General features: G+C 63.7%; 26 protein-coding genes. 11 read left to right on the forward strand and 15 right to left on the reverse strand.

The features are described from left to right. Window positions 1-40 precede the first annotated feature (40 nt). The gene (gene serA / locus JJJ17_RS00855; RefSeq protein ID WP_200683110.1) at window positions 41-1,630 is read right to left on the reverse strand and encodes a phosphoglycerate dehydrogenase; all 1,590 of its coding nucleotides are present in this window, start codon (window positions 1,628-1,630) and stop codon (window positions 41-43) included. Window positions 1,631-1,743: 113 nt separating this feature from the next. Then, on the reverse strand, window positions 1,744-2,892 hold the full coding sequence (locus JJJ17_RS00860) for a phosphoserine transaminase (protein ID WP_200683112.1): 1,149 nt from the start codon (window positions 2,890-2,892) through the stop codon (window positions 1,744-1,746). Window positions 2,893-3,022: 130 nt separating this feature from the next. Here JJJ17_RS00860 and serB point away from each other — a divergent pair, with 130 nt between their 5' ends. After that, window positions 3,023-3,901: a phosphoserine phosphatase SerB gene (gene serB / locus JJJ17_RS00865; protein WP_200683113.1), complete on the forward strand. Its 879-nt coding sequence runs from the start codon at window positions 3,023-3,025 to the stop codon at window positions 3,899-3,901. Here serB and JJJ17_RS00870 read toward each other — a convergent pair. Next, window positions 3,891-4,898, reverse strand: a complete 1,008-nt coding sequence (locus JJJ17_RS00870) for an NAD(P)H-dependent flavin oxidoreductase (protein ID WP_200683115.1) — start codon at window positions 4,896-4,898, stop codon at window positions 3,891-3,893. The two genes, serB and JJJ17_RS00870, sit on opposite strands and share 11 nt — an antisense overlap. A gap of 79 nt (window positions 4,899-4,977) precedes the next feature. Here JJJ17_RS00870 and JJJ17_RS00875 point away from each other — a divergent pair, with 79 nt between their 5' ends. Further along, window positions 4,978-5,739 carry a TSUP family transporter gene (locus JJJ17_RS00875; RefSeq protein WP_200683116.1) on the forward strand — a complete coding sequence of 254 codons (762 nt, stop codon included), beginning with the start codon at window positions 4,978-4,980 and terminating at the stop codon, window positions 5,737-5,739. 154 nt (window positions 5,740-5,893) lie between these two features. Here the strand turns inward: JJJ17_RS00875 and rlmN are convergent, their stop codons facing one another. Both rlmN and JJJ17_RS00885 read right to left on the reverse strand, forming a co-directional pair. Beyond that, the gene (gene rlmN, locus JJJ17_RS00880) at window positions 5,894-7,069 is read right to left on the reverse strand and encodes a 23S rRNA (adenine(2503)-C(2))-methyltransferase RlmN (protein WP_200683117.1); all 1,176 of its coding nucleotides are present in this window, start codon (window positions 7,067-7,069) and stop codon (window positions 5,894-5,896) included. A gap of 142 nt (window positions 7,070-7,211) precedes the next feature. Further along, on the reverse strand, window positions 7,212-7,736 hold the full coding sequence (locus JJJ17_RS00885; RefSeq protein WP_200683118.1) for an invasion associated locus B family protein: 525 nt from the start codon (window positions 7,734-7,736) through the stop codon (window positions 7,212-7,214). A gap of 153 nt (window positions 7,737-7,889) precedes the next feature. Between JJJ17_RS00885 and JJJ17_RS00890 the strand changes: the two genes are divergently transcribed. After that, window positions 7,890-8,876 (forward strand): asparaginase, encoded by a 987-nt coding sequence (locus tag JJJ17_RS00890; protein ID WP_200683119.1) that lies wholly within the window; start codon window positions 7,890-7,892, stop codon window positions 8,874-8,876. Window positions 8,877-8,941: 65 nt separating this feature from the next. On the opposite strand, the gene JJJ17_RS00895 is transcribed toward JJJ17_RS00890, so the two are convergent. Continuing rightward, a complete protein-coding gene (locus tag JJJ17_RS00895) occupies window positions 8,942-9,739 on the reverse strand; it encodes an LOG family protein (protein ID WP_200684693.1) in 798 nt (265 codons plus the stop codon). Between the two features lie 144 nt (window positions 9,740-9,883). Between JJJ17_RS00895 and dapD the strand changes: the two genes are divergently transcribed. Next, on the forward strand, window positions 9,884-10,705 hold the full coding sequence (gene dapD, locus JJJ17_RS00900) for a 2,3,4,5-tetrahydropyridine-2,6-dicarboxylate N-succinyltransferase (protein WP_200683120.1): 822 nt from the start codon (window positions 9,884-9,886) through the stop codon (window positions 10,703-10,705). Between the two features lie 58 nt (window positions 10,706-10,763). Beyond that, window positions 10,764-11,216 carry a YaiI/YqxD family protein gene (locus JJJ17_RS00905; protein ID WP_200683121.1) on the forward strand — a complete coding sequence of 151 codons (453 nt, stop codon included), beginning with the start codon at window positions 10,764-10,766 and terminating at the stop codon, window positions 11,214-11,216. A gap of 12 nt (window positions 11,217-11,228) precedes the next feature. On the opposite strand, the gene JJJ17_RS00910 is transcribed toward JJJ17_RS00905, so the two are convergent. From JJJ17_RS00910 to JJJ17_RS00930, 5 genes are read right to left on the reverse strand one after another with little or no spacing between them, the layout of a single operon-like run. After that, entirely contained in the window at window positions 11,229-12,029 is an 801-nt protein-coding gene (locus JJJ17_RS00910; RefSeq protein ID WP_200683123.1) for a crotonase/enoyl-CoA hydratase family protein, read from the reverse strand. 54 nt (window positions 12,030-12,083) lie between these two features. Continuing rightward, the gene (locus tag JJJ17_RS00915) at window positions 12,084-13,010 is read right to left on the reverse strand and encodes an AEC family transporter (RefSeq protein ID WP_200683125.1); all 927 of its coding nucleotides are present in this window, start codon (window positions 13,008-13,010) and stop codon (window positions 12,084-12,086) included. Between the two features lie 16 nt (window positions 13,011-13,026). Beyond that, window positions 13,027-14,007 carry an iron exporter MbfA gene (gene mbfA, locus JJJ17_RS00920; protein WP_200683127.1) on the reverse strand — a complete coding sequence of 327 codons (981 nt, stop codon included), beginning with the start codon at window positions 14,005-14,007 and terminating at the stop codon, window positions 13,027-13,029. Window positions 14,008-14,017: 10 nt separating this feature from the next. Then, on the reverse strand, window positions 14,018-14,293 hold the full coding sequence (locus JJJ17_RS00925) for a sulfurtransferase TusA family protein (RefSeq protein WP_200683128.1): 276 nt from the start codon (window positions 14,291-14,293) through the stop codon (window positions 14,018-14,020). Next, window positions 14,286-14,801 carry a DUF2478 domain-containing protein gene (locus tag JJJ17_RS00930; protein WP_200683129.1) on the reverse strand — a complete coding sequence of 172 codons (516 nt, stop codon included), beginning with the start codon at window positions 14,799-14,801 and terminating at the stop codon, window positions 14,286-14,288. The genes JJJ17_RS00925 and JJJ17_RS00930 overlap by 8 nt, the downstream gene beginning before the upstream one ends. A gap of 101 nt (window positions 14,802-14,902) precedes the next feature. Here JJJ17_RS00930 and JJJ17_RS00935 point away from each other — a divergent pair, with 101 nt between their 5' ends. The 5 genes from JJJ17_RS00935 to JJJ17_RS00955 are packed head-to-tail and all read left to right on the forward strand — an operon-like array spanning window position 14,903 to window position 17,387. After that, window positions 14,903-15,355, forward strand: coding sequence for a GAF domain-containing protein (locus JJJ17_RS00935; protein ID WP_200683130.1), 453 nt, complete (start codon window positions 14,903-14,905; stop codon window positions 15,353-15,355). After that, complete coding sequence (locus JJJ17_RS00940) at window positions 15,345-15,725, forward strand: GFA family protein (protein ID WP_200683131.1); 381 nt, start codon at window positions 15,345-15,347, stop codon at window positions 15,723-15,725. The genes JJJ17_RS00935 and JJJ17_RS00940 overlap by 11 nt, the downstream gene beginning before the upstream one ends. Continuing rightward, window positions 15,710-16,117 carry a GFA family protein gene (locus JJJ17_RS00945; protein WP_325168741.1) on the forward strand — a complete coding sequence of 136 codons (408 nt, stop codon included), beginning with the start codon at window positions 15,710-15,712 and terminating at the stop codon, window positions 16,115-16,117. The genes JJJ17_RS00940 and JJJ17_RS00945 overlap by 16 nt, the downstream gene beginning before the upstream one ends. Beyond that, on the forward strand, window positions 16,114-16,740 hold the full coding sequence (locus JJJ17_RS00950; RefSeq protein WP_200683132.1) for a LysE family translocator: 627 nt from the start codon (window positions 16,114-16,116) through the stop codon (window positions 16,738-16,740). Before JJJ17_RS00945 ends, JJJ17_RS00950 begins: the two co-directional genes overlap by 4 nt. Further along, the gene (locus tag JJJ17_RS00955) at window positions 16,737-17,387 is read left to right on the forward strand and encodes a pseudouridine synthase (RefSeq protein ID WP_200683133.1); all 651 of its coding nucleotides are present in this window, start codon (window positions 16,737-16,739) and stop codon (window positions 17,385-17,387) included. The genes JJJ17_RS00950 and JJJ17_RS00955 overlap by 4 nt, the downstream gene beginning before the upstream one ends. Here JJJ17_RS00955 and JJJ17_RS00960 read toward each other — a convergent pair. The 4 genes from JJJ17_RS00960 to JJJ17_RS00975 form a co-directional block, all read right to left on the reverse strand. Further along, on the reverse strand, window positions 17,365-18,063 hold the full coding sequence (locus tag JJJ17_RS00960; protein ID WP_200683134.1) for a TVP38/TMEM64 family protein: 699 nt from the start codon (window positions 18,061-18,063) through the stop codon (window positions 17,365-17,367). The two genes, JJJ17_RS00955 and JJJ17_RS00960, sit on opposite strands and share 23 nt — an antisense overlap. 34 nt (window positions 18,064-18,097) lie before the next feature. Further along, window positions 18,098-18,889, reverse strand: a complete 792-nt coding sequence (locus JJJ17_RS00965) for an MBL fold metallo-hydrolase (RefSeq protein ID WP_200683136.1) — start codon at window positions 18,887-18,889, stop codon at window positions 18,098-18,100. 96 nt (window positions 18,890-18,985) lie between these two features. Beyond that, a complete protein-coding gene (locus tag JJJ17_RS00970) occupies window positions 18,986-20,320 on the reverse strand; it encodes an amidase (protein WP_200683138.1) in 1,335 nt (444 codons plus the stop codon). Window positions 20,321-20,322: 2 nt separating this feature from the next. After that, on the reverse strand, window positions 20,323-20,514 hold the full coding sequence (locus tag JJJ17_RS00975; RefSeq protein ID WP_200683139.1) for a DUF1674 domain-containing protein: 192 nt from the start codon (window positions 20,512-20,514) through the stop codon (window positions 20,323-20,325). Between the two features lie 92 nt (window positions 20,515-20,606). Between JJJ17_RS00975 and JJJ17_RS00980 the strand changes: the two genes are divergently transcribed. Further along, window positions 20,607-21,842: an RsmB/NOP family class I SAM-dependent RNA methyltransferase gene (locus JJJ17_RS00980; RefSeq protein WP_200683140.1), complete on the forward strand. Its 1,236-nt coding sequence runs from the start codon at window positions 20,607-20,609 to the stop codon at window positions 21,840-21,842. The last annotated feature ends 16 nt before the right edge of the window (window positions 21,843-21,858 follow it).

Here is a 21,858-nt window from a genome sequence, read left to right on the forward strand (position 1 = left end):
GATGCCGCGCGCCCATTCGTCAAGGGCGCGCGGCAGGATGTCAAAGCTCGAATTGAAGCCGGCGCGCTTGCAAGAACTTGCCGCTATTGTCCAACGCCGCCAAGGCCGCGTCGCTGATCGCCTCGTCCAGATACAGGATGGCAATCGCGTCATTCCCTTCAGCCGAACGACCCAGAGTAAAGTTCGCAATGTTGACGCCCAGATCGCCCAGCACCGTCCCAAGCGCACCAATCACGCCCGGCACGTCTTTGTTGCGGGTGTAAAGCATGTGCGAGCCTACCTCGGCATCGATATTGATGCCCCGGATCTGAATGAAACGCGGCTTGCCATCGCTGAAGACCGTCCCGGCCAGCGAGCGTTCACGGCGATCCGTCACCACCGTCAGCTTGATATAGCCCTCGAACACACCCGCCTTGTCCTGCCGGGTGGTGGCGATCTGAATGCCACGATCCTTGGCGATAGCAGGGGCGGAAACCATGTTCACATCCGGGTTTGTCGCCTTCATCACGCCCGCGATCACCGCAGCATTCAGCGCGTTCAGGTTCATCTCTGACACGACGCCATCATAAAGCACGTTGATCGCCTTGATCGGCTCATCGGTCATCTGACCCACGAAAGAGCCCAGATGCCCGGCCAGCTTGATCCACGGCCCCATGATCGCGGCTTCCTCGGCAGTGACCGAGGGCATGTTCAACGCGTTCTGCACGGCGCCGGTCAGCAGGTAATCGGCCATCTGCTCGGCCACCTGCAACGCCACATTCTCTTGCGCCTCGGTGGTCGAGGCGCCCAGATGCGGGGTCACCACTACGTTCGGCAGATTGAACAGCGGGCTTTCCGTCGCAGGCTCGACCGCAAAGACATCGAAGGCAGCACCGGCAACGCGGCCTTCCTTCAACGCCTCGGCCAAGGCCTCCTCATCGACCAGACCGCCACGGGCACAGTTGATGATCCGCACGCCCGGCTTCAGCTTGGCGATCGCCTCACGCGACAGGATGTTGCGGGTCTTGTCGGTCAGCGGCACGTGGAAGGTGATGAAATCCGCCTTCGCCAACAGATCGTCCAGTTCGACCTTGGTCACGCCGATCTCTTTGGCGCGATCCTCAGAGAGGAAGGGATCATAGGCCAGCACCTTCATATGCAGCCCAAGCGCCCGGTCGATGACGATAGAGCCGATATTCCCGGCGCCGATCACACCCAGGGTCTTGTTGAACAGCTCCACCCCCATGAAGCGGTTCTTCTCCCACTTCCCGGCATGGGTGCTGACGCTCGCCTCGGGCAATTGCCGCGCAACGGCGAACATCATCGCAATGGCATGTTCGGCGGTGGTGACGCTGTTCCCGAACGGCGTGTTCATCACGATCACGCCCTTCTTCGAGGCCGCCGGAATATCGACGTTATCCACACCGATCCCGGCCCGACCCACAACCTTCAAGTTGGTCGCACCTTCCAGCAATTTCTCGGTCACCTTGGTCGCCGAGCGGATCGCCAGACCGTCATACTGCCCGATCACCTCGGCCAGCTTTTCCTTATCCTTGCCCAGATCGGGCAGGTAATCCACGTCAACGCCGCGATCGCGAAAAATCTGGACGGCGGTTTCCGACAGTTTGTCAGAGACAAGAACCTTGGGCATTTCAGTCATCCTTGTATGCCGCACCCTCTCACCCAAGGGCGCTGTGTTCATCTTCTTCAGAAAAATATCCTGCGGGGGGTCCGGGGGGCGCAAAGTCCCCCGGCCTCAAGGCGTCAGGCCTGTGCGGCCAGTTCGGCGCGATAGGCGTATTCGATCCATGGCATCAGCGCCGCGACATCGGAGGCCTCGACCGTCGATCCACACCAGATCCGAAGCCCGGCAGGCGCATCGCGATACGCCCCGGCGTCCAGCGCCACGCCTTCCTTTTCCAGCCGCTTGGCAACGGCCTTGGCAAAGGCGGCACCGTCTTTAATGGCGGGATCGGTGAATTTCAGGCAAACGCTGGTCGTCGAAGCCGTCGCCGGGTCCTCGGCCAGATCGGCGATCCAGTCTTTGTCCGCGATGAAATCACGCACGGCACCGGCATTGGCATCGGCCCGGGCAACCAGACCTTGCAGCCCGCCGATGGACTGCGCCCATTTCAGCGCGACCAGATAATCCTCGACCGCCAGCATCGACGGGGTGTTGATCGTCTCACCCTTGAAGATGCCCTCGATCAGCTTGCCGCCCTTTGTCAGCCGGAAAATCTTCGGCAGCGGACGGTCTGGGACATAGCTTTCCAGCCGCTCGACCGCACGCGGCGACAGGATCAGCATGCCATGTGCGCCCTCGCTGCCCAGCACTTTCTGCCAGCTAAAGGTCACCACATCCAGCTTGTCCCACGGCAGATCCATGGCAAAGGCCGCGCTGGTCGCGTCGCAAATGGTCAGACCCTGACGGTTAGCCGGGATTGCATCGCCATTCGGAAGGCGGACACCCGACGTGGTGCCGTTCCATGTGAAAACGACATCCTTGTCGAAATCGACTTCGGCGAAATCGACGATCTTGCCGTATTCGGCCTTGCGGACGGTCGCATCCAGTTTCAGCTGTTTCACGGCATCGGTGACCCAGCCTTCGCCGAAGCTTTCCCAGGCCAGCATCTCGACGGGGCGGGCGCCCAGCATGGTCCACATCGCCATCTCGACCGCGCCGGTATCCGAACCGGGCACGATGCCGATGCGATAGTCCGCAGGCACGCCAAGAACCTCGCGGGTCAGCTCGATCGCCTCGGCCAGCTTCGCCTTGCCGACAGCGGCACGGTGCGAGCGACCAAGCGGAGCATCCGCCAGAAGGTCCAGATTGTAATGGGGAATCTTGGCGCAAGGGCCAGAGGAAAAACGCGGATTGACCGGGCGCGCAGCCGGGATCGTCAGATCGCTCATGTAACTAGCCTTCCAGCTAAAAGCCCTTCGTTGGGGAAGGGTGTCCCGCCGCCGGAAATAGAGCCGACTCACTGCTAGCGCAAGCAAAAACTTTCGCTTACACCGCAGATCGTCTGCAAAGGGAGTCGCCATGTTCACCGTCACGCTGATCGCCGCGCCAAGCCGCGCCAATCTGGATGCAGCGCCGCTTGAAGCACTGGCGAAAGCATGGGGCGGCGGCGAGCTGCGCTGGCTTAATCCCGGCATTGCGGTCGAATTCGATCTGCTGCGAATCCCTGATGATTTCAACGATATCTGGTCGCAGTTGCAGGGTCAGGGCGTTGATCTGGCGATCCAGCGCAGCGAAGGGCGGCGCAAGTCGCTGCTGATCGCCGACATGGATTCGACCATGATCGAACAGGAATGCATCGACGAGCTTGCCGATTTCGCAGGCGTCGGCCCGCGCGTGGCCGACATCACCGCCCGCGCCATGAATGGCGAGCTGAATTTCCACGAGGCACTGGTCGAGCGAGTCGGCCTGCTGGCCGGGCTGCCGGAAACGGTCGTGGCCGAGGTGCTCAGGACCCGAATCACGCTTGCACCGGGCGGTCCCGAACTGGTCGCGACGATGCGGGCCAATGGCGGCTATGCCTTGCTGGTCTCGGGCGGGTTTACCGTCTTTACCGGGCCTGTCGCCAGAATGCTGGGCTTTGACGAGGATCGCGCCAATACGCTGCTGGCTGATGGAGGCGTGCTGACCGGCCATGTTGCCCTGCCGATCCTTGGCCGCGAAGCCAAGGTCGAGGCGCTGGAGCAGGTGACCGCGCGCCTTGGCATCACCCCCGCCGAGGCGATTGCGGTCGGCGATGGAGCCAACGATCTGGGGATGCTGCAAATCGCGGGCACCGGCGTTGCGCTTCACGCCAAACCGGCAGTGGCCGAGCAGGCGCAGATCCGTATCAATCATGGCGACCTGACGGCCCTGCTTTACCTACAGGGCTACCGGGTCGATGAGTTCGTCACGGGCTGATCGCCGCGACGGTTTCGGCGGCTGGTCGCGCGACCGCACGGGCCGCTTCGGTCCCTGCCCAATAGGCGCCATAGCCGGTCTCGCCCTTGGCCTTGGCGGCTGCGATCAGCGCCTTTCCGGCGTCGTAGGTATGGGGATAACCGGGGGTGCCGCTATCATCGATCCGGGTGAACAGGTTCGAAAGCCCGCGCGCCGGACGGCCTGAAATTGCCTTGGTCATCACCGTCTGCTGTTCGCTCATCGCCTTTCGGTGAGGCTGGGTTGTCCCAGCCTCGGGCGACAGCAGGAAGGCCGATCCGCATTGCACCGCAACGGCCCCTGCCTCGATTGCGGCACGCGCATCGTTCCGGTCCATGATCGCCCCCGCTGCCACAACCGGCAGGCCCAGAGGCTTCAGTGCCCGGACCAACGCCAGCGTTTCCAGCCGCTCATCTGGCGCATCAGGGTCGAACATCCCGCGATGACCGCCTGCCTGCCAGCCCTGCGCCACCAGCACATCGATCCCCGCATCCTTGATCGCCTGCGCCTCTTCAACCGATGTCGCCGTTGCCCACAGCATCGCCCCGGCATCGCGCAACGCGCTGATCTGGTCGGCGCGGGGCAGGCCAAAGTGAAAGCTCACCACGGCGGGCTGCAATTCCACCAAGGCTGCCAGCATCGCGTCATTCTCGACGAAACTGGGATAGATGTCGCGCAGCGCCTTGGGCGGCTCGGCATCGAAGCGGGCGAAGTCGGGGGCCAGCTTCGCCAGCCATTTCGCCTCAAGTTCGGGGTTACGGGCCTGCGGGCGGTGGCAGAACAGGTTCACGCCGATGGGCTGGCTGGTCTGCTGACGGGTCGCGGCAATCTGCTCTCGCGCGGCGCCCGCGTCGATCGCGCCAAGCGCCACGAAACCAAAGCCGCCCGCCTCCGCAACAGCTGCCGCCAGCGCCGGTGTCGATACGCCAGCCATGGGCGCCTGCACGACACGATGTTTCAGCCGGTCAAACATGGTCATCCCCTTCTTCGTTGTCCAAATACCGCAAACCCGACCCAACCACCTTTACAACCCCCGAAATCGGGCGCAATGGGCGGCCATGCTGGACCTTGCCCCCGATCTGATCCTTGTTCTTATCGCCGCCGGCTTTTTCGCCGGTTTCATCGACGCGATTGCGGGCGGCGGCGGGTTGATTACCGTCCCGGCCTTGCTGCTGGCCGGAGTGCCGCCCGTGCAGGCGCTGGCGACCAACAAGGTGCAGGGCATCTTCGGCGCGGCGACTGCTGCGGTCAGCTATGCAAGGCGTGGGCTGGTGGACCCCCGAAAGCAATGGCAAGCCGCCTTGGCCGCAGGTGTCGCCGGAGCGGCGGGCGCGTTTCTGGTCAGCTATCTGCCGACTGAATGGCTTCGCTTCGTCCTGCCGGTCATCCTGATCGGGATCGCTGCCTTTTTCGCGCTGAAGCCGGGCCTGAATGATCTGGATCGCGTCCAGCGCGTCGCCCCCGCGGTGTTTGCCATCACAATTGTTCCTCTGGTCGGCTTCTACGATGGCCTGTTGGGGCCGGGCGCAGGATCATTTTACATGATCGGCTTTGTGACTCTGGCAGGCTACGGCGTTCTCAAAGCGACGGCGCATACGAAACTTTTGAACTTTGCCTCGAATCTGGGCGGCCTGCTGGCATTCGCATTGGTCGCCAAGCCACTTTGGTCGATCGGCATCATGATGGGCTTGGCCCAAATCGCCGGGGCAGCGCTTGGCGCAAGGCTTGCCGCGCGGATCGGGGCGCGGCTGATCAAGCCGTTGCTGGTCGCGACCTCGACCCTGCTGGCGCTGCGGCTGATCTGGCAGATGATCGGGTAGTCACCGACGCCCGCTCTGCCAAGCGAGCGCCGGCCAATGGTCGGACTGGGCGCAGGTTGAGGGATGCCTGCGTGCAGCAGTCAAGCATGACCTTGAAACAGTCAGGTGACAGCAAGCGGCCCTAGGCCGAATAAATCGACTGTCAGATAGAAGCCTAGCCCGCAGCAGCCTCTGCCGCGACCTGAGCCTTGGATTTCCGTCCCCGCTCTGTCGCGGATTTCAACTGGCCGCAGGCCGCCATGATATCCTCGCCGCGGGGGGTGCGGATCGGGCTGGCATAACCGGCCTTGTGGACGATATCGGCAAAAGCCTGAATCCGTTCCCAGCTTGAGCGTTTATAGGGCGCGCCGGGCCATTCGTTGAAGGGGATCAGGTTGATCTTCGCCGGGATCCCCCGGATCAGCTTCACCAACCGGCGCGCATCGGCATCGCTGTCATTCACCCCGTCCAGCATCACATATTCAAAGGTGATCCGCTCGCTGTTGGACAGCCGGGGATATTCGCGCAGCGCAGCCAGCAAAGCCTCGATATTCCAGCGGCGGTTGATCGGAACCAAAGTGTTCCGCACCTCATCCGTCGTCGCATGGAAGCTGACGGCCAGCAGGCAGCCGATCTCTTCCGCGGTGCGGGCAATCTCTGGCACGACGCCGCTGGTGGACAATGTGATGCGGCGGCGCGACAGCGACAGCCCCTCATTGTCCATCACCACCTGCATCGCATCCCGCACGGATTCGAAGTTATACAGCGGCTCGCCCATGCCCATCAGCACCATATTGCTGACCAGTCGGGTTTCGTCCTTGGGCGCGCCGGGGATCGGCCATTCGCCCAGATCGTCGCGCGCCACCAGCAATTGCCCGACGATCTCGCCCGGAGTCAGGTTGCGCACCAGCTTTTGCGTGCCGGTATGACAGAAGGAACAGGTCAGCGTGCAGCCCACCTGAGAGCTGACGCACAGCGTCCCGCGACCCTCTTCGGGGATATAGACCGCCTCGACCTCATGGCCCCCGGCGATGCGCAGCAGATATTTGCGGGTGCCGTCGGCGCTGACCTGACGGGTGACGATCTCGGGCAGGCCGATCTCGAACTTCTCGGTCAAGAGGGCGCGATATTCCTTGGCCAGATTGGTCATCTGGGCAAAATCACGCACGCCCCAATGGTAGATCCACTGCCAAACCTGCCCCACGCGCATCTTGGCCTGCTTTGCGGGCGTTCCGGCTTCCAGCAACGCATCAAGCAACTGATTGCGGGTCAGTCCGACGATATTGATCCGCCCGCCTTCCGGCAGTTTGCGGGGAATGGTCAGGACATCCTGCGTGATGGGGGCGGACATTTGGCTACCGGTGCTTGCTGAAAGACCTGCAAATAAGCGAAGCGGAGCTGAAAATCAACCAGCCCCGCCGCTTCTTCGTTGTTCAAATACCGACTCTGTCGCCATCAGGCGACAGGACCGGGTTCAGGCCCTTCAGATGCCGTTACTGGCAGCGCTGGCGGGCGGTGTTCGTGGCCGCCGTGATCCCGGCAAGGCTGAACGTGTCCTTGGTCACCGTGCCGCGCGACGAACGCCCGGTCACGACCGCGTTCGAGCCGCTGCGCAGTGCGCCAACCAGCTTTTCATCATCGGACGGGCTGCCGGTCCATGCGCTTTCGCCTTCGGTGAACAGGTTGAACTTCTGCCCGCCGATATCAACCTCGACCGTCGAATCCGGCGCGAAAGGATAGCCGCCGGTGAACGACACCTCGCCATTCGAGCCCGGACGATAGGCGACGTACAGGCGAATATCGCCACGAGTCACCTCACGCGGGCTGCCGCTGGAATCCGTGTTTTGTGTCGCACGGGGGGGTGAAACCGCCCAGCATTCGCGCGGATTGTCGGCTGCGAAGACGGTCCAGTCGCCTTCGGTGGCTACGACATTCGTGGATTCCTGCGCGGTGGCCGCACCCATCCCTGCGATCAGGGCGAGGGCGGCGGTTATGCCGCGCAGCGTGGTGATGTTCATGCTCTGGCCTCCTGCCATTGAGTTCGCCGCTTCGTTCGGCGTTCTTCCTGATTGCGGTGGTCTTTTCAACCATCTCTGGTCAGGATACCCAAAATCGTCCTACGAAAAAAAGAGTTCAAGGCAGAAAATCGCGCAATTGTCAGGGGAAACAGGATGCAAACGGCCGAGTTGATCGAATTATGGCGGGGCGGGCAGCTTGAAAGCCTGCATCGGGGGCATGTGGTGGTCTGCGACAGCCGCGGCGTTGTCGAAGCATGGGGCGATCCAAGCCGAACCATCTTCCCGCGCTCGTCCTGCAAGATGATGCAGGCCCTGCCCCTGATCGAAAGCGGTGCCGCCGACGCCGCTGGCCTGACCGAGCGTCAGCTTGCCTTGGCCTGTGCCAGCCATAATGGCGCGAAAATTCATACCGAAGCGGTAGAGAGCTGGCTTTCGACGCTTGGGCTGGAAGAACCCGATCTGCGCTGCGGCAGCCATATGCCGCAGGATAGCGATGAAAACCGCCGTCTCACCTGCTCTGACAGTGCGCCGTGCCAGTTGCACAACAACTGTTCGGGCAAGCATGCGGGATTTCTGACACTGAATCGTCACCTTCGCGGTGGCCCGGAATATGTCGATCCAAGCCACCCCGTGCAGCGGGCCGTCAAGGCCGCGTTCGAAGAGGTGACGGGTGAGACCAGCCCCGGTTACGGCATCGACGGCTGTTCCGCTCCGAACTGGTCCTGCACGCTGGAGGGTCTGGGCCGCTCGATGGCCGCATTCGCCAATCCGGGCAGCGATCGGCGCGGGCAGGCGATGCGCCGTCTGACCGATGCCATGCGCCGTCATCCTGAAATGGTCGCGGGAGAGGGGCGCGCCTGCACCATCCTGATGCGCGCGATGGGGGGGCAGGTCGCGGTCAAGACCGGTGCCGAGGCGGTCTTTGTCGGCATCCTGCCAGAACAGGGCCTGGGCTTTGCGCTAAAGATCAGCGACGGCGCCACCCGCGCCAGCGAGGCCGCCGTGACGGCATTGCTGGTGCATCTTGGGGTGCTGGACAAGGACGACCCCGCCGTGACCCAATTCCTGACCGGCAAGCAGAAAAACTGGCGCGGTCTGGTTACTGGCGAATTGCGGACGGCGAAGGGTTTCCCGAATTAGGCGGCGTCTTCACCTAAGCGATCCATACCATCGCCTCATTCAGGGCCTTCGTTTTGCCGTCAGGATTAACTACTGACGGCATTCCACCCATCGATAATCTCGACCGCCTCATCCGCCGTCTCGACATAGCGGATCAGGTCCAGATCGGCTTCGCTGATGGTTCCTGCCTTCGCCAAGGCGGGCAGGTTCAGCACCTCTTCCCAGAATTCGCGCCCAAACAGCAGGACCGGAATCCGCTCCATCCGGCGGGTCTGGATCAGCGTTAGCGTTTCAAACATCTCATCCAGCGTGCCAAAGCCGCCGGGGAAGATCGTGACCGCACGGGCCCGCATCAGGAAATGCATCTTGCGGATCGCGAAATAGTGGAAATTGAAGCACAAAGCCGGGGTGACATAGTGGTTCGGCGCCTGTTCATGGGGTAGCACGATGCCAAGCCCGATGGACTGACCGCCCGCCTCTTCCGCGCCACGATTGCCCGCCTCCATCACACCGGGACCGCCGCCGGTGCAGATCACGAACTCCTTGCCATAGGTCTGCTGGCTGCGCTCGGTCATCAGATAGGCGAAACGGCGGGCTTCCTCGTAATATTTCGACAATCCCGCCAGCGTTGGCGTGCGTGCTTCGTCGGCGTGATCGGGCGCGGGGATGCGCGCGCCGCCAAAGATCACCACGGTCGATTTGATGCCGCGTTCATCCATCACCATCTCGGGCTTCAGCAGTTCAAGCTGCAACCGCACCGGGCGAAGTTCCGGACGAAGCAGGAAATCCTGATCGGCAAAGGCCAGCTTATAGGCCGGGGCAAGCGTCTGCGGGGTCTCCACGATCTCGTCGGCGCGCGCCATATCCTCGCGGGAACGGGGCATGGGGTGATGGTGATCGCGGTTGTCCGTCTCGGTCATCTCGGCCTCATTGTATAGCGCGTGCGGATTGCGCGGGCTGTTTCTCACACGTATAGGCCTGACGTGACAGTTTCCACCCGGACGTGACAGATCGAGGAGAACGCCGCCATGACCCAACCGCTGGAACATGCCATCGAAACCGCGTGGGAGCACCGCGACCAGATCAATCCCGCCACCAAGGGCGAAGTCCGCGAGGCCGTGGAAGAGACGCTGAACCGTCTGGATACCGGCGTTCTGCGCGTGGCCGAGAAGCGTGGCAATGACTGGCACGTGAACCAATGGGCAAAGAAGGCGGTGCTGCTGTCCTTCCGGCTGAACGACATGGAAGAAATGTCGGGTGCGCCGCAGGGTGCGAATTGGTGGGACAAGGTTGACAGCAAGTTCAAGGGGTGGGGCGACAATCAGTGGCGCGCTGCCGGTTTCCGTGCGGTGCCGGGCGCGATCGTGCGCCGTTCTGCGCATATCGCGAAGGGGGTCGTATTGATGCCGTCCTTCGTGAACCTTGGCGCGCATGTGGGCGAGGGCACAATGGTTGATACCTGGGCCACCGTCGGCTCCTGCGCGCAGATCGGCAAGAACGTGCATCTGTCGGGCGGCGTTGGGATCGGTGGTGTCTTGGAACCGCTGCAGGCTGGGCCGACCATCATCGAGGATGACTGCTTCATCGGCGCCCGTTCCGAGGTGGTCGAGGGCTGTATCGTCCGCGAGGGTTCGGTTCTGGGGATGGGCGTCTATATCGGTCAGTCCACCAAGATCGTGGACCGCGAGACGGGCGAAGTCATGTATGGCGAAGTGCCCGCAGGCTCGGTCGTGGTGTCGGGGTCGCTGCCGTCGAAGAACGGAGTGAACCTTTACTGCGCGGTGATCGTGAAGCGGGTGGATGCAAAGACCCGCTCTAAAACCTCGATCAACGAATTGCTGCGCGACTGACCGCGGCAACATGGCGATGCGCCCGCTTCGGCGGGCGTTTTCATTCAAGGGGGTGGCGATGGTCACGCTTTACATCGATGCCGATGCCTGCCCGGTCAAGGCCGAGGCAGAGCGCGTGGCGACCCGGCTAAAGGTGCCGATGGTGCTGGTCTGCAATGGCGGGCTGCGGCCTTCGCAAAACCCGCTGGTCACCCTGAAGATCGTGGCCGAGGGCCCGGACGTGGCCGATATCTGGATTGCCGATCATTGCGGGCCGGGCGATGTGGTGGTCACCGCCGATCTGCCGCTGGCCGACCGTTGCCTGAAGGCTGGGGCGAAGGTGATCCAGCATAATGGCGAGGTGCTGACCGAGGCAAATATCGGCCCCCGTCTGGCAACCCGCGATCTGATGGCGGATTTGCGGGCGTCGAATCCGTTCATGCAGGGCGGCGGCGCGGGCTTTTCCAAGGCCGACCGCTCGTATTTCCTGCAAAATCTTGACCGGCTGCTGCAAACAGCGCTGCGTGGCTAGGATCGCCTTGGCTCAGGCGTCTGGTTTGATCTTGTTGGCCGTGCCCTTGGCAAAAGCCTCCAGCCGCGCCTTTGCGGCGTCCTGCGTGTTCACCACACCTGCCACTACGGCCTCGGCGTAGGCCGCATCCAGCGCGCTCATGTTCTGCATGTGGCTGATGGCCGAACAGATGGCGAAATTCGACAGCGGCGGGTTCTGCGCCGCGTTCCGGGCGATTTCCCAGGCCTTCGCCTCGGCATCCTCGACCAGATACTGACACAGGCCGACATCCACGGCTTCCTGACCGCGATACAGCCTGCCCGACAGCATCATATCGATCATCCGCGCCTTGCCGATCAGATCGGCCACCCGGATCGTCGCCCCACCGCCGGTGAAAAGGCCCCGCTGACCTTCGGGCAAACCGAAATAGGTATCCGGCCCGGCGACGCGGATATGCGCCGCGCTTGCCAGTTCAAGCCCGCCGCCAACCACCGCACCTTTCAGCACCGCAATCACCGGCACCCCGCCATATTCCATCTTGTTGAACGCCTCATGCCAGCGCAGGCAGACATGCATGAAATCGCTGGCCGAGCGGTTCTCGCGGTGATGTTCCACCAGATCCAGACCAGCGGAGAAATGATCGCCATTGGCCCGCAGGATCGCCGCTTTCACCCCGGCGCGCGGCAGAGTGGTGAAAATATCCACCAGCTCCTCAATCGTGGCGATATCCAGTGCGTTCCGCTTGTCCGGGCGGTTCAGGGTAACGCTGGCAATGCCGTCGCCATCGACCTTCAACAGGATATTCTTGAGTTCCAGATCCTCGATGCGGCGCATATTCGTCCTCCCCTTTTGACCCAAGCGATACCGTGCCGCCCGGTGAAGGGAAAGCTATGCCTGCCCGATCAGCAGCATGATCAGAGGGATCGTCACCACGCTGAGCGCGGTCGAGATCAGGATCGCCGCAGACACCCGCTGCTGCGCCACTCCGAAATGCTGGGCAAGAATATAGACGTTCCCCGCAACCGGCAGCGCCGCCGCCGCGACCATGACCCCTGCCGCGAACGGCTCGACCCCGAACAGCCACGCCGCCACGCCCACGGCCAGCGGATGCAACACCAGCTTGGCAAAGCTGAGCCAAGCCGACGCCGCCAGTCGCTGCACTTTCTTCGAGGCCAGACTGGCGCCAATCGCAAACAGCGCCCCCGGAGTCGCCGCCGCACCCAGAAGCGCCAGCAACTCATCCAACGGCCCCGGCGTTGGCCAGTGCATCTGCGCCCAGATCAGCCCGGCCACCATCGACAGGATCATCGGATTGGACACAATCCCCCGCAGGATCGGCACCAGCGCAGCCAGCCGCAGACCACCGCTACGCGACGCGTGGATGATCAGCGTGATCAGGGTCGAGAAGACCAGCATATCGATGGTCAGCACCATCAGCACCGGGCCAACCGCCCGCTCGCCCAAAAGAACGACCAGCATCGGCACGCCCAGAAAGCCGGTATTGCCGGTCATGCCGCAATGCGCCTCCATCGCGGCTTCGGGAACGGCCAGACCGCGCCTGCGTGCCGCGACCATGCCGATGACCCAGATCAGCACCGAACCGGCCAGATAGGCCAAGACGAAACGCAGATCGAACAAAGCGGCCAGATCCAGCCCGGCGGCAAAGCGGAACAGCATCGCCGACAGCGCGAAATAGAAGACGAACTTCGTCAGCCAGACCGCGCCTTCCTCGGGGAACAGCTTTGACCGCGCGGCCAGCCAGCCCAGCCCGATCAGGCCGAAAAACGGCAATGTCTTCAGGAATATCGCCAGCATCCGCGCCCTTTCGCGGTCAGCCCGAGCCGATCAGAACCCCCGCAGCCAGCACCAGACCACCGCCAACCACGACTTGCAAGGCCGCCCGCCAGAACGGTGTCTGCATCCAGCGCTTCTGTATCCACGCGATCGCCCAAAGCTCGATAAAGACCACGATCAGCGCAATCGTGGTGGCGGTCCAGAAATGCGGGATCAGATAGGGCAGCGCATGGCCTAGACCGCCAACCGTGGTCATCACACCCGATGCGATGCCACGTTTCAGCGGAGAACCACGCCCCGACACCACCCCGTCATCGGACGCTGCTTCGGTAAAGCCCATGCTGATCCCGGCCCCGACGCTGGCCGCCAGCCCGACCAGAAAGGTCGTCCATGGATCCTGCGTCGCAAACGCCACCGCAAAGATCGGCGCAAGCGTCGAGACGCTGCCATCCATCAACCCGGCCAGCCCCGGCTGGATCCAGGTCAGCACGAACTCCCGGTGCCGCACGGCATCTTCATCGTCGCGGGCATGGGCATCCAGATGCTCGGCGCGCAGCTCCTCGGCCCGGTTCTCATGCCCCCGCTCGGCCGCCGCCAGATCGCCCAGCAGCTTTCGCGTCGTCACATCCGAACTCGCCTGCGCCGCGCGGGCATAGAACTCGGCCGCGTCATGCTCCATCTGCGCCGCCTCGTCGCGGATTGCGTCAAGGCTCATATTCTCCATCATCCACGCCGGACGCCGCTTGTAATAGCCCGCCACATGCTCGCGCCGGATCACCGGAATGGTCTCGCCAAAGCGCTGCCGATAGGCGTCGATCAACCGCCGCCGATGGTCGTCCTCTTCGGCGCTCATCCCGTCGAAAATCGCCGCAGTCGCCGGATAATCCGCCCGCAGATATTCGGCCCAGCCCGCGAAGATCCGCGAATCATCCTCTTCCGAGGAAATCGCCAGCGCCAGAATTTCGCGCTCGGTCAGATCGGAAAAACGCTTGCGGGTGGTAAAGATCGGCAGGGTCATTCTTCTTTACTCAAATATCCTCGGGGGTGAGACCGCTTGCGGTCGAGGGGGCGGAAGGCCCCCTTTCGACGGTGAATTCATGCGCTCCGTCACCCGTTTCCACAACCGCGATCATGACATGACCGGCGCCCTCGCAGAAATGCGGCACATCGACCAATGCCATCGCGTCGGTCGCCACCATCCTGACCTGCGCCCCCGGCGGCAGGCCCAGCAAAACCTTGCGTAATCGCAACACCGGCAGCGGACACAGCAGCCCGCGCGCGTCAATCAGCGCCGCCTCAGCCATGCGACTGCGACAGCCGGTCGCGGCACCAATCGGCCAGATGCGCGACCATCAGTTCCTCGGCCATCCCGCCGCTGAAATCCTCAAATGCGGTGCGTTGTTGACGCGGCACATGCAGCAGCACCGGCAGATCATCCGCCACGGCACGAGAGATCACACTGACGAACCCCCGCCCGATCGCCTCTTGCCGCCCGAATTTCGGCACGATCAGCAATTCGGCCCCGGCCATCCGCGCCTCGACCCGCGCCGCCGCGATTTCCAGCGCGCCGGTATCCAGCCTGCAACCGCTCGACCCGTTGCCCAGAGATTGCGAGATCCTGACCGGGCGATCCTCTTCCCCGATCACCAGCAACTCCATATCGCAGGCGCAATCGGCGCCCAGATCGGTGTTGCGCTGCACCGCACCGGCCAGATGCGCGCCGCTGGAATGGATATCCTCGACCAGCCGCGCCAATATCCGGTTCGCCTCGCCCTCGGGCGCGTCGTCAGGAAGTCCGAACCATGCCAGCATTGCCGCCTCGCCAAGTGATTGCTGTTAATGTCACCCCGACCGGGCGAAGGTCCAGCCCCGTCACCGCTTTCCCCGCCCGAAAGCGCGACGTAAAAGGGGGCATGACCGATTATGACGCCCTGACCGCCCGGATTCGCGCCTTGACCCATGGCGAAACGGATGAGATCGCCCTGATGGCGACGCTCGCCTGTGAAATCCACCATTCCGATGACCGCTTCGACTGGACCGGCTTCTACCGGGTCACCGCGCCGGACCTGTTGAAGATCGGTCCCTATCAGGGTGGGCATGGTTGCCTTGTCATCCCGTTCTCGCGCGGGGTTTGCGGTGCTGCGGCGCGGACGCGGCAGACGCAGCTTGTTCCCGATGTTGATGCCTTCCCCGGTCATATCGCCTGCGCCAGCAGCACCCGGTCCGAAATCGTGCTGCCGGTTCTGGGCGCGAAGGGCCGGCTGCTGGGCGTTCTGGATATCGACAGCAACCAGCCCGACGCCTTCACCGAAGAAGACGCGACCCGGCTGGCCGCCATTCTGGAGGAGGTTTTCCATGACATCTGAATTCACCGGCAAGTGCCTTTGCGGCGCCGTCAGTTTCAGCGGACGTTGGGCAGACGTTAACCTTCGCGCCTGTCATTGCGGCCAATGCCGCCGCTGGTCGGGCCATTACTGGGCTGCGGCCAGCGTCGAAACGCTGGACATCACTGGCGAGGTTCGCTGGTATCGCTCGTCCAAGGAAGCGCAGCGTGGCTTCTGCCCCACCTGCGGCAGCTCGCTGTTCTGGAAACCGGACGGCGCGGAACTGCCCGAGGTTGCCGCCGGGGCCATTGAGGCGCCCAGCGGTCTCGCGCTTTCCGGGCATATCTACGTGGCGGATAAGGGCGACTATTACCAGATCGCCGACGGGTTGGAGCAGTGGCAGACCTATTGACCCACGGCGGATGTCTTTGCGGTGGTGTCCGTTTCAGCGGCCATACCGCCGAAGCAACAGCGCTTGCCTGCCATTGCAGCCAATGCCGCCGCTGGAGCGGTCATTTCGGCGCATCGTTCCGCATGACCGGGTTGCAGATCGAGGGTGACGCGCATCTGCGCTGGTTCGCCTCGTCGCCCGAGGCAGAGCGCGGCTTCTGCGCCACCTGCGGATCGTCGCTGTTCTGGCGGCCCTTTGGGCGCGAGGCGGTGGCGGTCTCGGCAGGCGCAATCGACGCGCCGACCGGATTGCGGCTCTCGGGCCACATTCACACTGCCGACAAGGGCGATTACTACGAGATTGCAGATGGCCTGCCGCAATTCGCAGGCGATGACGAGGACGAGACCGAATGATCTGGGACACCATCGCCGCAATCCCTTCGGCGCAACTCTTGGCCTTCATTCTTGGGGGGCTGATGCTCAACTTCGCCCCCGGTCAGGACGTATTCTTTGCCAGCGCCTGCGGCATTCAGGGCGGACCAAAGGCGGGCGCGCTGGCCGGGATCGGGGTCGGCTTTGGTGTCATCATGCATGTCATTCTGGCCACAATTGGTCTGGGCGCGCTTGTCGCCGCCCACCCCGAGGCGCTGCTGGTCATCAAATATGCGGGCGCGGCCTATCTGCTGTGGCTGGCGTGGAAATCATGGAACGCGGGCGAGATCGACCCGCCCATGCGCGGCAGCGTCCGGGCGTGGAACATCATCCGGCGCGGCTTTCTGTCGAATGCGCTGAACCCAAAGCCGGTGCTGTTCCTGCTGGCCTTCCTGCCGCAATTCACCAATTCCGCATGGGGTCCGGTCTGGCAGCAAATCCTTGGCCTCGGCCTGATCTTCGCCTTTACCGGCACGCTGGTCACGATGGGCTACGGCATCGTTGCAGGCCTTGCCGGTCAGGTGATCGGTCGCAGGCTGGGTTTGATCAACAAGATCGCCGCCGTCATGTTCGCGGGCCTTGCCATCCGCCTTGTCGCGAAATGACCGACTTCACCTACACGCCGCCGGTTGAGGCGCCCGAGATCCTGCATGCCGATCACGAAATTCTTGTGGTCGGCAAACCCTCGGGGCTGCTGTCGGTGCCGGGTAAGGGCGAACACAAGGCCGATTGCGCCATTGAACGCCTGCGCGGCGCCTTTCCGACGATCCTGCTGGTGCATCGTCTGGATCAGGATACCTCGGGCGTGATGGTCTTTGGCCTGACCCCTCATGCGCAGCGCAACCTGTCAAAGCAGTTCGAGGATCGGAAGACCAAGAAAACCTATGTTGCCCGGCTGGCGGGCAGGCTGGAGCCAAAGACCGGCACCGTTGATCTGCCGCTAATCGTGGACTGGCCGAACCGCCCGCGCCAGAAGGTCGATCACGAGACCGGAAAGCCTGCGCAAACCGATTGGCGGGTGATGCGCGCCAGCGATGAAGAAACCCGCGTCAGGCTGTTCCCGCTGACCGGGCGCAGCCATCAATTGCGTGTCCACATGGCCGAACTGGGCCACCCGATCCTTGGCGATCCGCTTTATGCGACCGGGGCGGCGGCGGATCATCCGCGGCTGATGCTGCATGCCGAAAGCCTGCGCCTGCGCCATCCAGACAGCGGCGTCCACCTGACCTTCAGCCAGCCCGCGCCTTTCTGATCTGCCGCGCGGTCCAGCGGGCCAGCCACGGAAACACCGCCAGCAGGAACAGAATGGCGATCACGCGCGGGGTCATGATGTCGGCGACCCTTTCGACATCGGCCAGATGGTTGCCCGCGCCGACGAAGATCGCGATCATCGGCAACTTGCCGATCAGCGTCACGATCACATAGCTGCGCAGCCGGATGCTGGTCAGTCCCGCCGCAAGGTTCAGCGCATGGAACGGCACCGCAGGGGTCAGCCGCAGCGACAGCAGCGTCATCGCCCCGTCGCGATCCACGGCGGCATTCAGCCGTTCCAGCCGGTCGGTCAGATTGGCGTTCAGCCTCGCCTTCAGCGGTCCCGCCAGCACATAGCGCGACGCCAGCATCAGCAACGTCGCCGCGATGGTCGAGGCCGCGCTGATCAGCACCAGCCCCGGCCAGAAATCGAAGATCGCCCCGGCAATCAGCGCCAGCAGGACCAGCGGCACCGGCAACAGCAAAAGCCCGATGGACGCGCCAAAAAACCCCGCCGCGTAGAATAACGGCCTTGCATCATTCCAGCGGCGAAATCGCTCGATGGTGCCGTGAAGCTCGGTCAGTTCCGGCTGGACCGGGACCGCCCAATGCCACAGCGCCGCCACCCCAATGGCGATGACGATTGCGGGCAGCCATGTCGTCAGAAAGCGGATCATCGCTCCTCATGCGCCGCATCTGATGACGGCTTCGCTATTGGTTCTGGCCTGCCGGATACCAGTTGGCAATGACGACAAGACTACTGGTGCCCGAGGTTTCCACCAGTCTCGCAAATTCTTGAACGTCGCTGTCGCGGTGGTGATAGGGGAAGACCACCACCGGCTTGAACGCCGCCACGGCATCGGCTGCCTGCTCGACCGTCATGGTAAAGGGCAGGTTCATCGGCAGGAAAGCGACCTCGATATTCTCAAGGGCGCGCATTTCGGGAATGTCCTCGGTATCGCCAGCAATGTAGAAACGTTTGCCACCAATGGTCAGGACATAGCCATTGTCGCGACCCGGCGGGTGATATTGCAGACGCTCTTCGGTCAGGTTGTAGGCCGGGATCGCCTCGATTGTCAGCCCGATCACCTCGGCGGTTTCGCCATTGGCCATGGCAGTGGCGCGGGCCTGCATCTCGGCGGGAAGCTGATCGAAGACAGCCTGATTGGCGATGATGCGAACGGCGGGCAGCCCCTCAAGCGTCGGCAGATCGAAATGGTCGCCATGCTGATGGGTGATCAGGATCAGCGCGGGGGCGGGCAGGGCAGCATAGGCAGCCGCACCCCCAACGGGATCGACAAGGATGGCACCTCCGGGCGTTTCCACCACCATCGAGGCGTGATCGACGGGATGGATGACCACCTTGCCGCCATCAACCGGATAGGTGAAGGCAGAGGCTGCATCTTCCTGCGGGGCATCCTGCGCGTGGGTCAGCACCGGCAATGTGCTGGCGAAGACAGTGGCGAGCCCGATCTTCAGGCCCGAGCGGCGGGTGATCTCCATGGCGGTTCCTTCTGCTGGCAGCTTGGGTCGTGACGCCAACCCGTGAGACAGGATCAGGTTCCCGATACACCAACACCGCCGGGCAGGGCAGGCGGCCTATTTGCTTGCCAAAGCCGCCTCGACCCCCGATGCGACGCGCAGCAGGTGTCGATCCCGCCCGGTATGCCCCATGACCGAGATCCCGCAGGCCGGATAGCCGGTCGGCAGCGTCACCACCGGCAGGTTCAGCAGGTTGCCGATCCGCGTATTCCGAAGCGTCAACAGATTGGCGCGGACGAAATATTCCTCATCCTCCATCAACCGCTTGGCATTCGGCGGCAGGTTTGGCGCGGTCGGCAGCAGCACCGCATCATAGCTGGCGACGACTTCACGGAACCATTTGCGGCGAATACGGATCAGGCTGTCCCAGGCCGAGACATAATCGGGCGCGCTGACATCCGCGCCGCCCCGGAAGCGGTCAAGGATCGGCTTCCACATCAGTTCCGGCGCATCCTCAATCTGCGCGCGCCAGATGCCATAAGCCTCGGGGGCAAAAAGCATCGGCGACAGCGGCATCGCCTTGGCGACCCAATCCGATGACACGCGGCTGATCTGCGCGCCGGCGCGTGCCAGACGTTCAACCGCATCCTCGAAAGCGGCGACGGGCCCTTCCTCGGCATCCTCGAACGGCACGCCGTCCAGCACCATCAGCCGCCGCCCATGGACCGAGGACTGGGCCACATCGGCCGCCTTGTCCCCTGCCATCACCGCGAAAAGTTCGGCGCAATCCTCGACCGTGCGGGCAATCGGGCCGACGGTGTCAAACCTGCGGCATAGCGGAACCACACCCTTTTCGGGCAGGCTTTCATGGGTCGGCTTGAAGCCCACCAGCCCGTTCCATGCCGCAGGCACGCGGATTGACCCGCCCGTATCCGATCCGATCGCCGCAGCCGCCAGTCCAAGCGCCACCGACACCGCTGCGCCCGAGGACGATCCGCCCGGTGCAAGATCGGGGTCCAGCGAATTCGGGGGTGTCGCGGTCTTCGGGTTCAGCCCAAGCCCCGAAAACGCCAGTTCGGTCATATGCGTCTTGCCCAGACACAGCAGCCCGTCCCGAGACGCACGCGCCAGCACCGTCGCATCCTTGCGCGGCACCCGGCCTTCCAGCAGCTTCGATCCCGCCTCGGTGATCGTGCCGCCACTGTCCACGTTGTCCTTCCAACTGATCGCCACGCCATCGAGGATGCCGTGTCGAAGCTCCGCCTTGGCCCGGTCGTGGGCGGCAATCGCACCGGACCGCGCCCGCGTCTCGGTCAGCCTTGCATAGATGCGGCGGCCATAAGGGTGATGCCGGGCAGCGGCCAGATAGGCCTCGGTCTGGTCGATGGGGTCCAGAAGACCGGCCATGATCGCCCGGCCCTGTTCGGTCGCAGAAGCGCGCAGCCAGTCCATGCTCAGAAATCCACCGCCAACCCGTTCTTTTCGTAATCGCCATAGCGCACCGGCTCGGGGCCGTCGCGGCCACCGTATTCCTTGGGCAGGGGCGTGTCTTTGGCAGCTTGCTTGCGGCGCTCTTCCGCCTCGGCCAGCGCGCGTTGAGCGGCGGGCGGAATGTCTTTGCGGTCGCTTGCGGGTCGATCACTCATGGAAACATCCCCTGACAGGGTCTAATGGGTTCGGATCAGTCTTCATCAAGACTTAGGCGAAGGAAAGCGATTTGGCAAAGCCGGGCAGGGATATGGCAAGACAGGGCGCACTGACCCTGTTGCAGGGCGTCCGCGACGGGGCGTCGCTTTCGGATCAGGCGGGGGCGCTGAAGGCGCTGTCGCCATCCGATCAGGCGCGGGCCGGGCGGCTTGCTGCCGAAACTCTGCGGCATCTTGCACAGGCCGATTCCGTCATTGCGACCTATGTGAACCGCAAGCCCACACCGCAGGTCGCCGATATCCTGCGCCTTGCAACGGTCGAGTTGCTGCAGCTGGGCGGCGCGGCGCATGGCGTCGTCGATGCGGCGGTGAACCTGACCCGAGGGGCGGGGAAACGCGGACAGGCAGCGGCAGGCATGGTCAATGCGGTCCTGCGCAAGGTCTCGCAGCACGAGGGCTGGGCCGAGCTTCCGCCGCAGCGCCTGCCCGACTGGCTGCGCAAGCCTGTCGTCGCTACCTATGGCAGGGACGCCACCAAGGCCATCGAAGCCGCCCATCAGGCAGCCGCCCCGCTGGATCTGACCCTGAAACCCGCAACCGCAGCGCTTGAGGGTGGGGACACGCTGCCCACCGGGTCGTTGCGTCTTCATGGCCCGGTGCAGGTCTCGGCGCTTCCGGGTTTTGCGACCGGCGACTGGTGGGTGCAGGACGCCGCAGCGGCAATGCCCGTGCGCCTGCTTGCGCCGCAACCGGGCGAGCGGATCGCCGATCTCTGCGCGGCACCGGGCGGCAAGACGCTGCAACTGGCGGCGGCAGGTGCCAATGTGACCGCCATCGACATCAGCGCCCACCGCCTGAAGCGCGTGGCCGAGAACCTGACCCGTTGCAATCTCACCGCCGAACTGGTGACAGCCGATGCGCTGGAATGGCGGCCTGAGATCGCCCCCGACGCGATCCTGCTGGACGCCCCCTGTTCCGCCACCGGCACGATCCGCCGCCATCCCGACCTGCCGCTTCTGCGCGATGGCAGCGGCATTCCCGATCTCGTGGCGCTTCAGGCCAGCATGATCGACCATGCGCTTTCCATTCTTGCGCCCGGCGGCAGGCTGGTCTTTGCCACCTGCTCGCTTCTGCCCGACGAAGGCGAGGCGCAGATCGCTGCGGCGCTGGCCCGGCATCCGGGCGTGACCGTCGAGACGCCCGCGCTTCCCGGCATCGATCCCGCATGGATCACCCCGGAAGGCGGCATCCGCCTGCGCCCCGACTACTGGCCAGAGCGTGGTGGCATGGACGGCTTCTTCATGGCGCGGTTGAGGAAACCCGCCTAGCAACGGCTGGACCTTC

Source organism: Paracoccus caeni, from assembly GCF_016629665.1.
In the GTDB taxonomy this organism is placed as follows: domain Bacteria; phylum Pseudomonadota; class Alphaproteobacteria; order Rhodobacterales; family Rhodobacteraceae; genus Paracoccus; species Paracoccus caeni.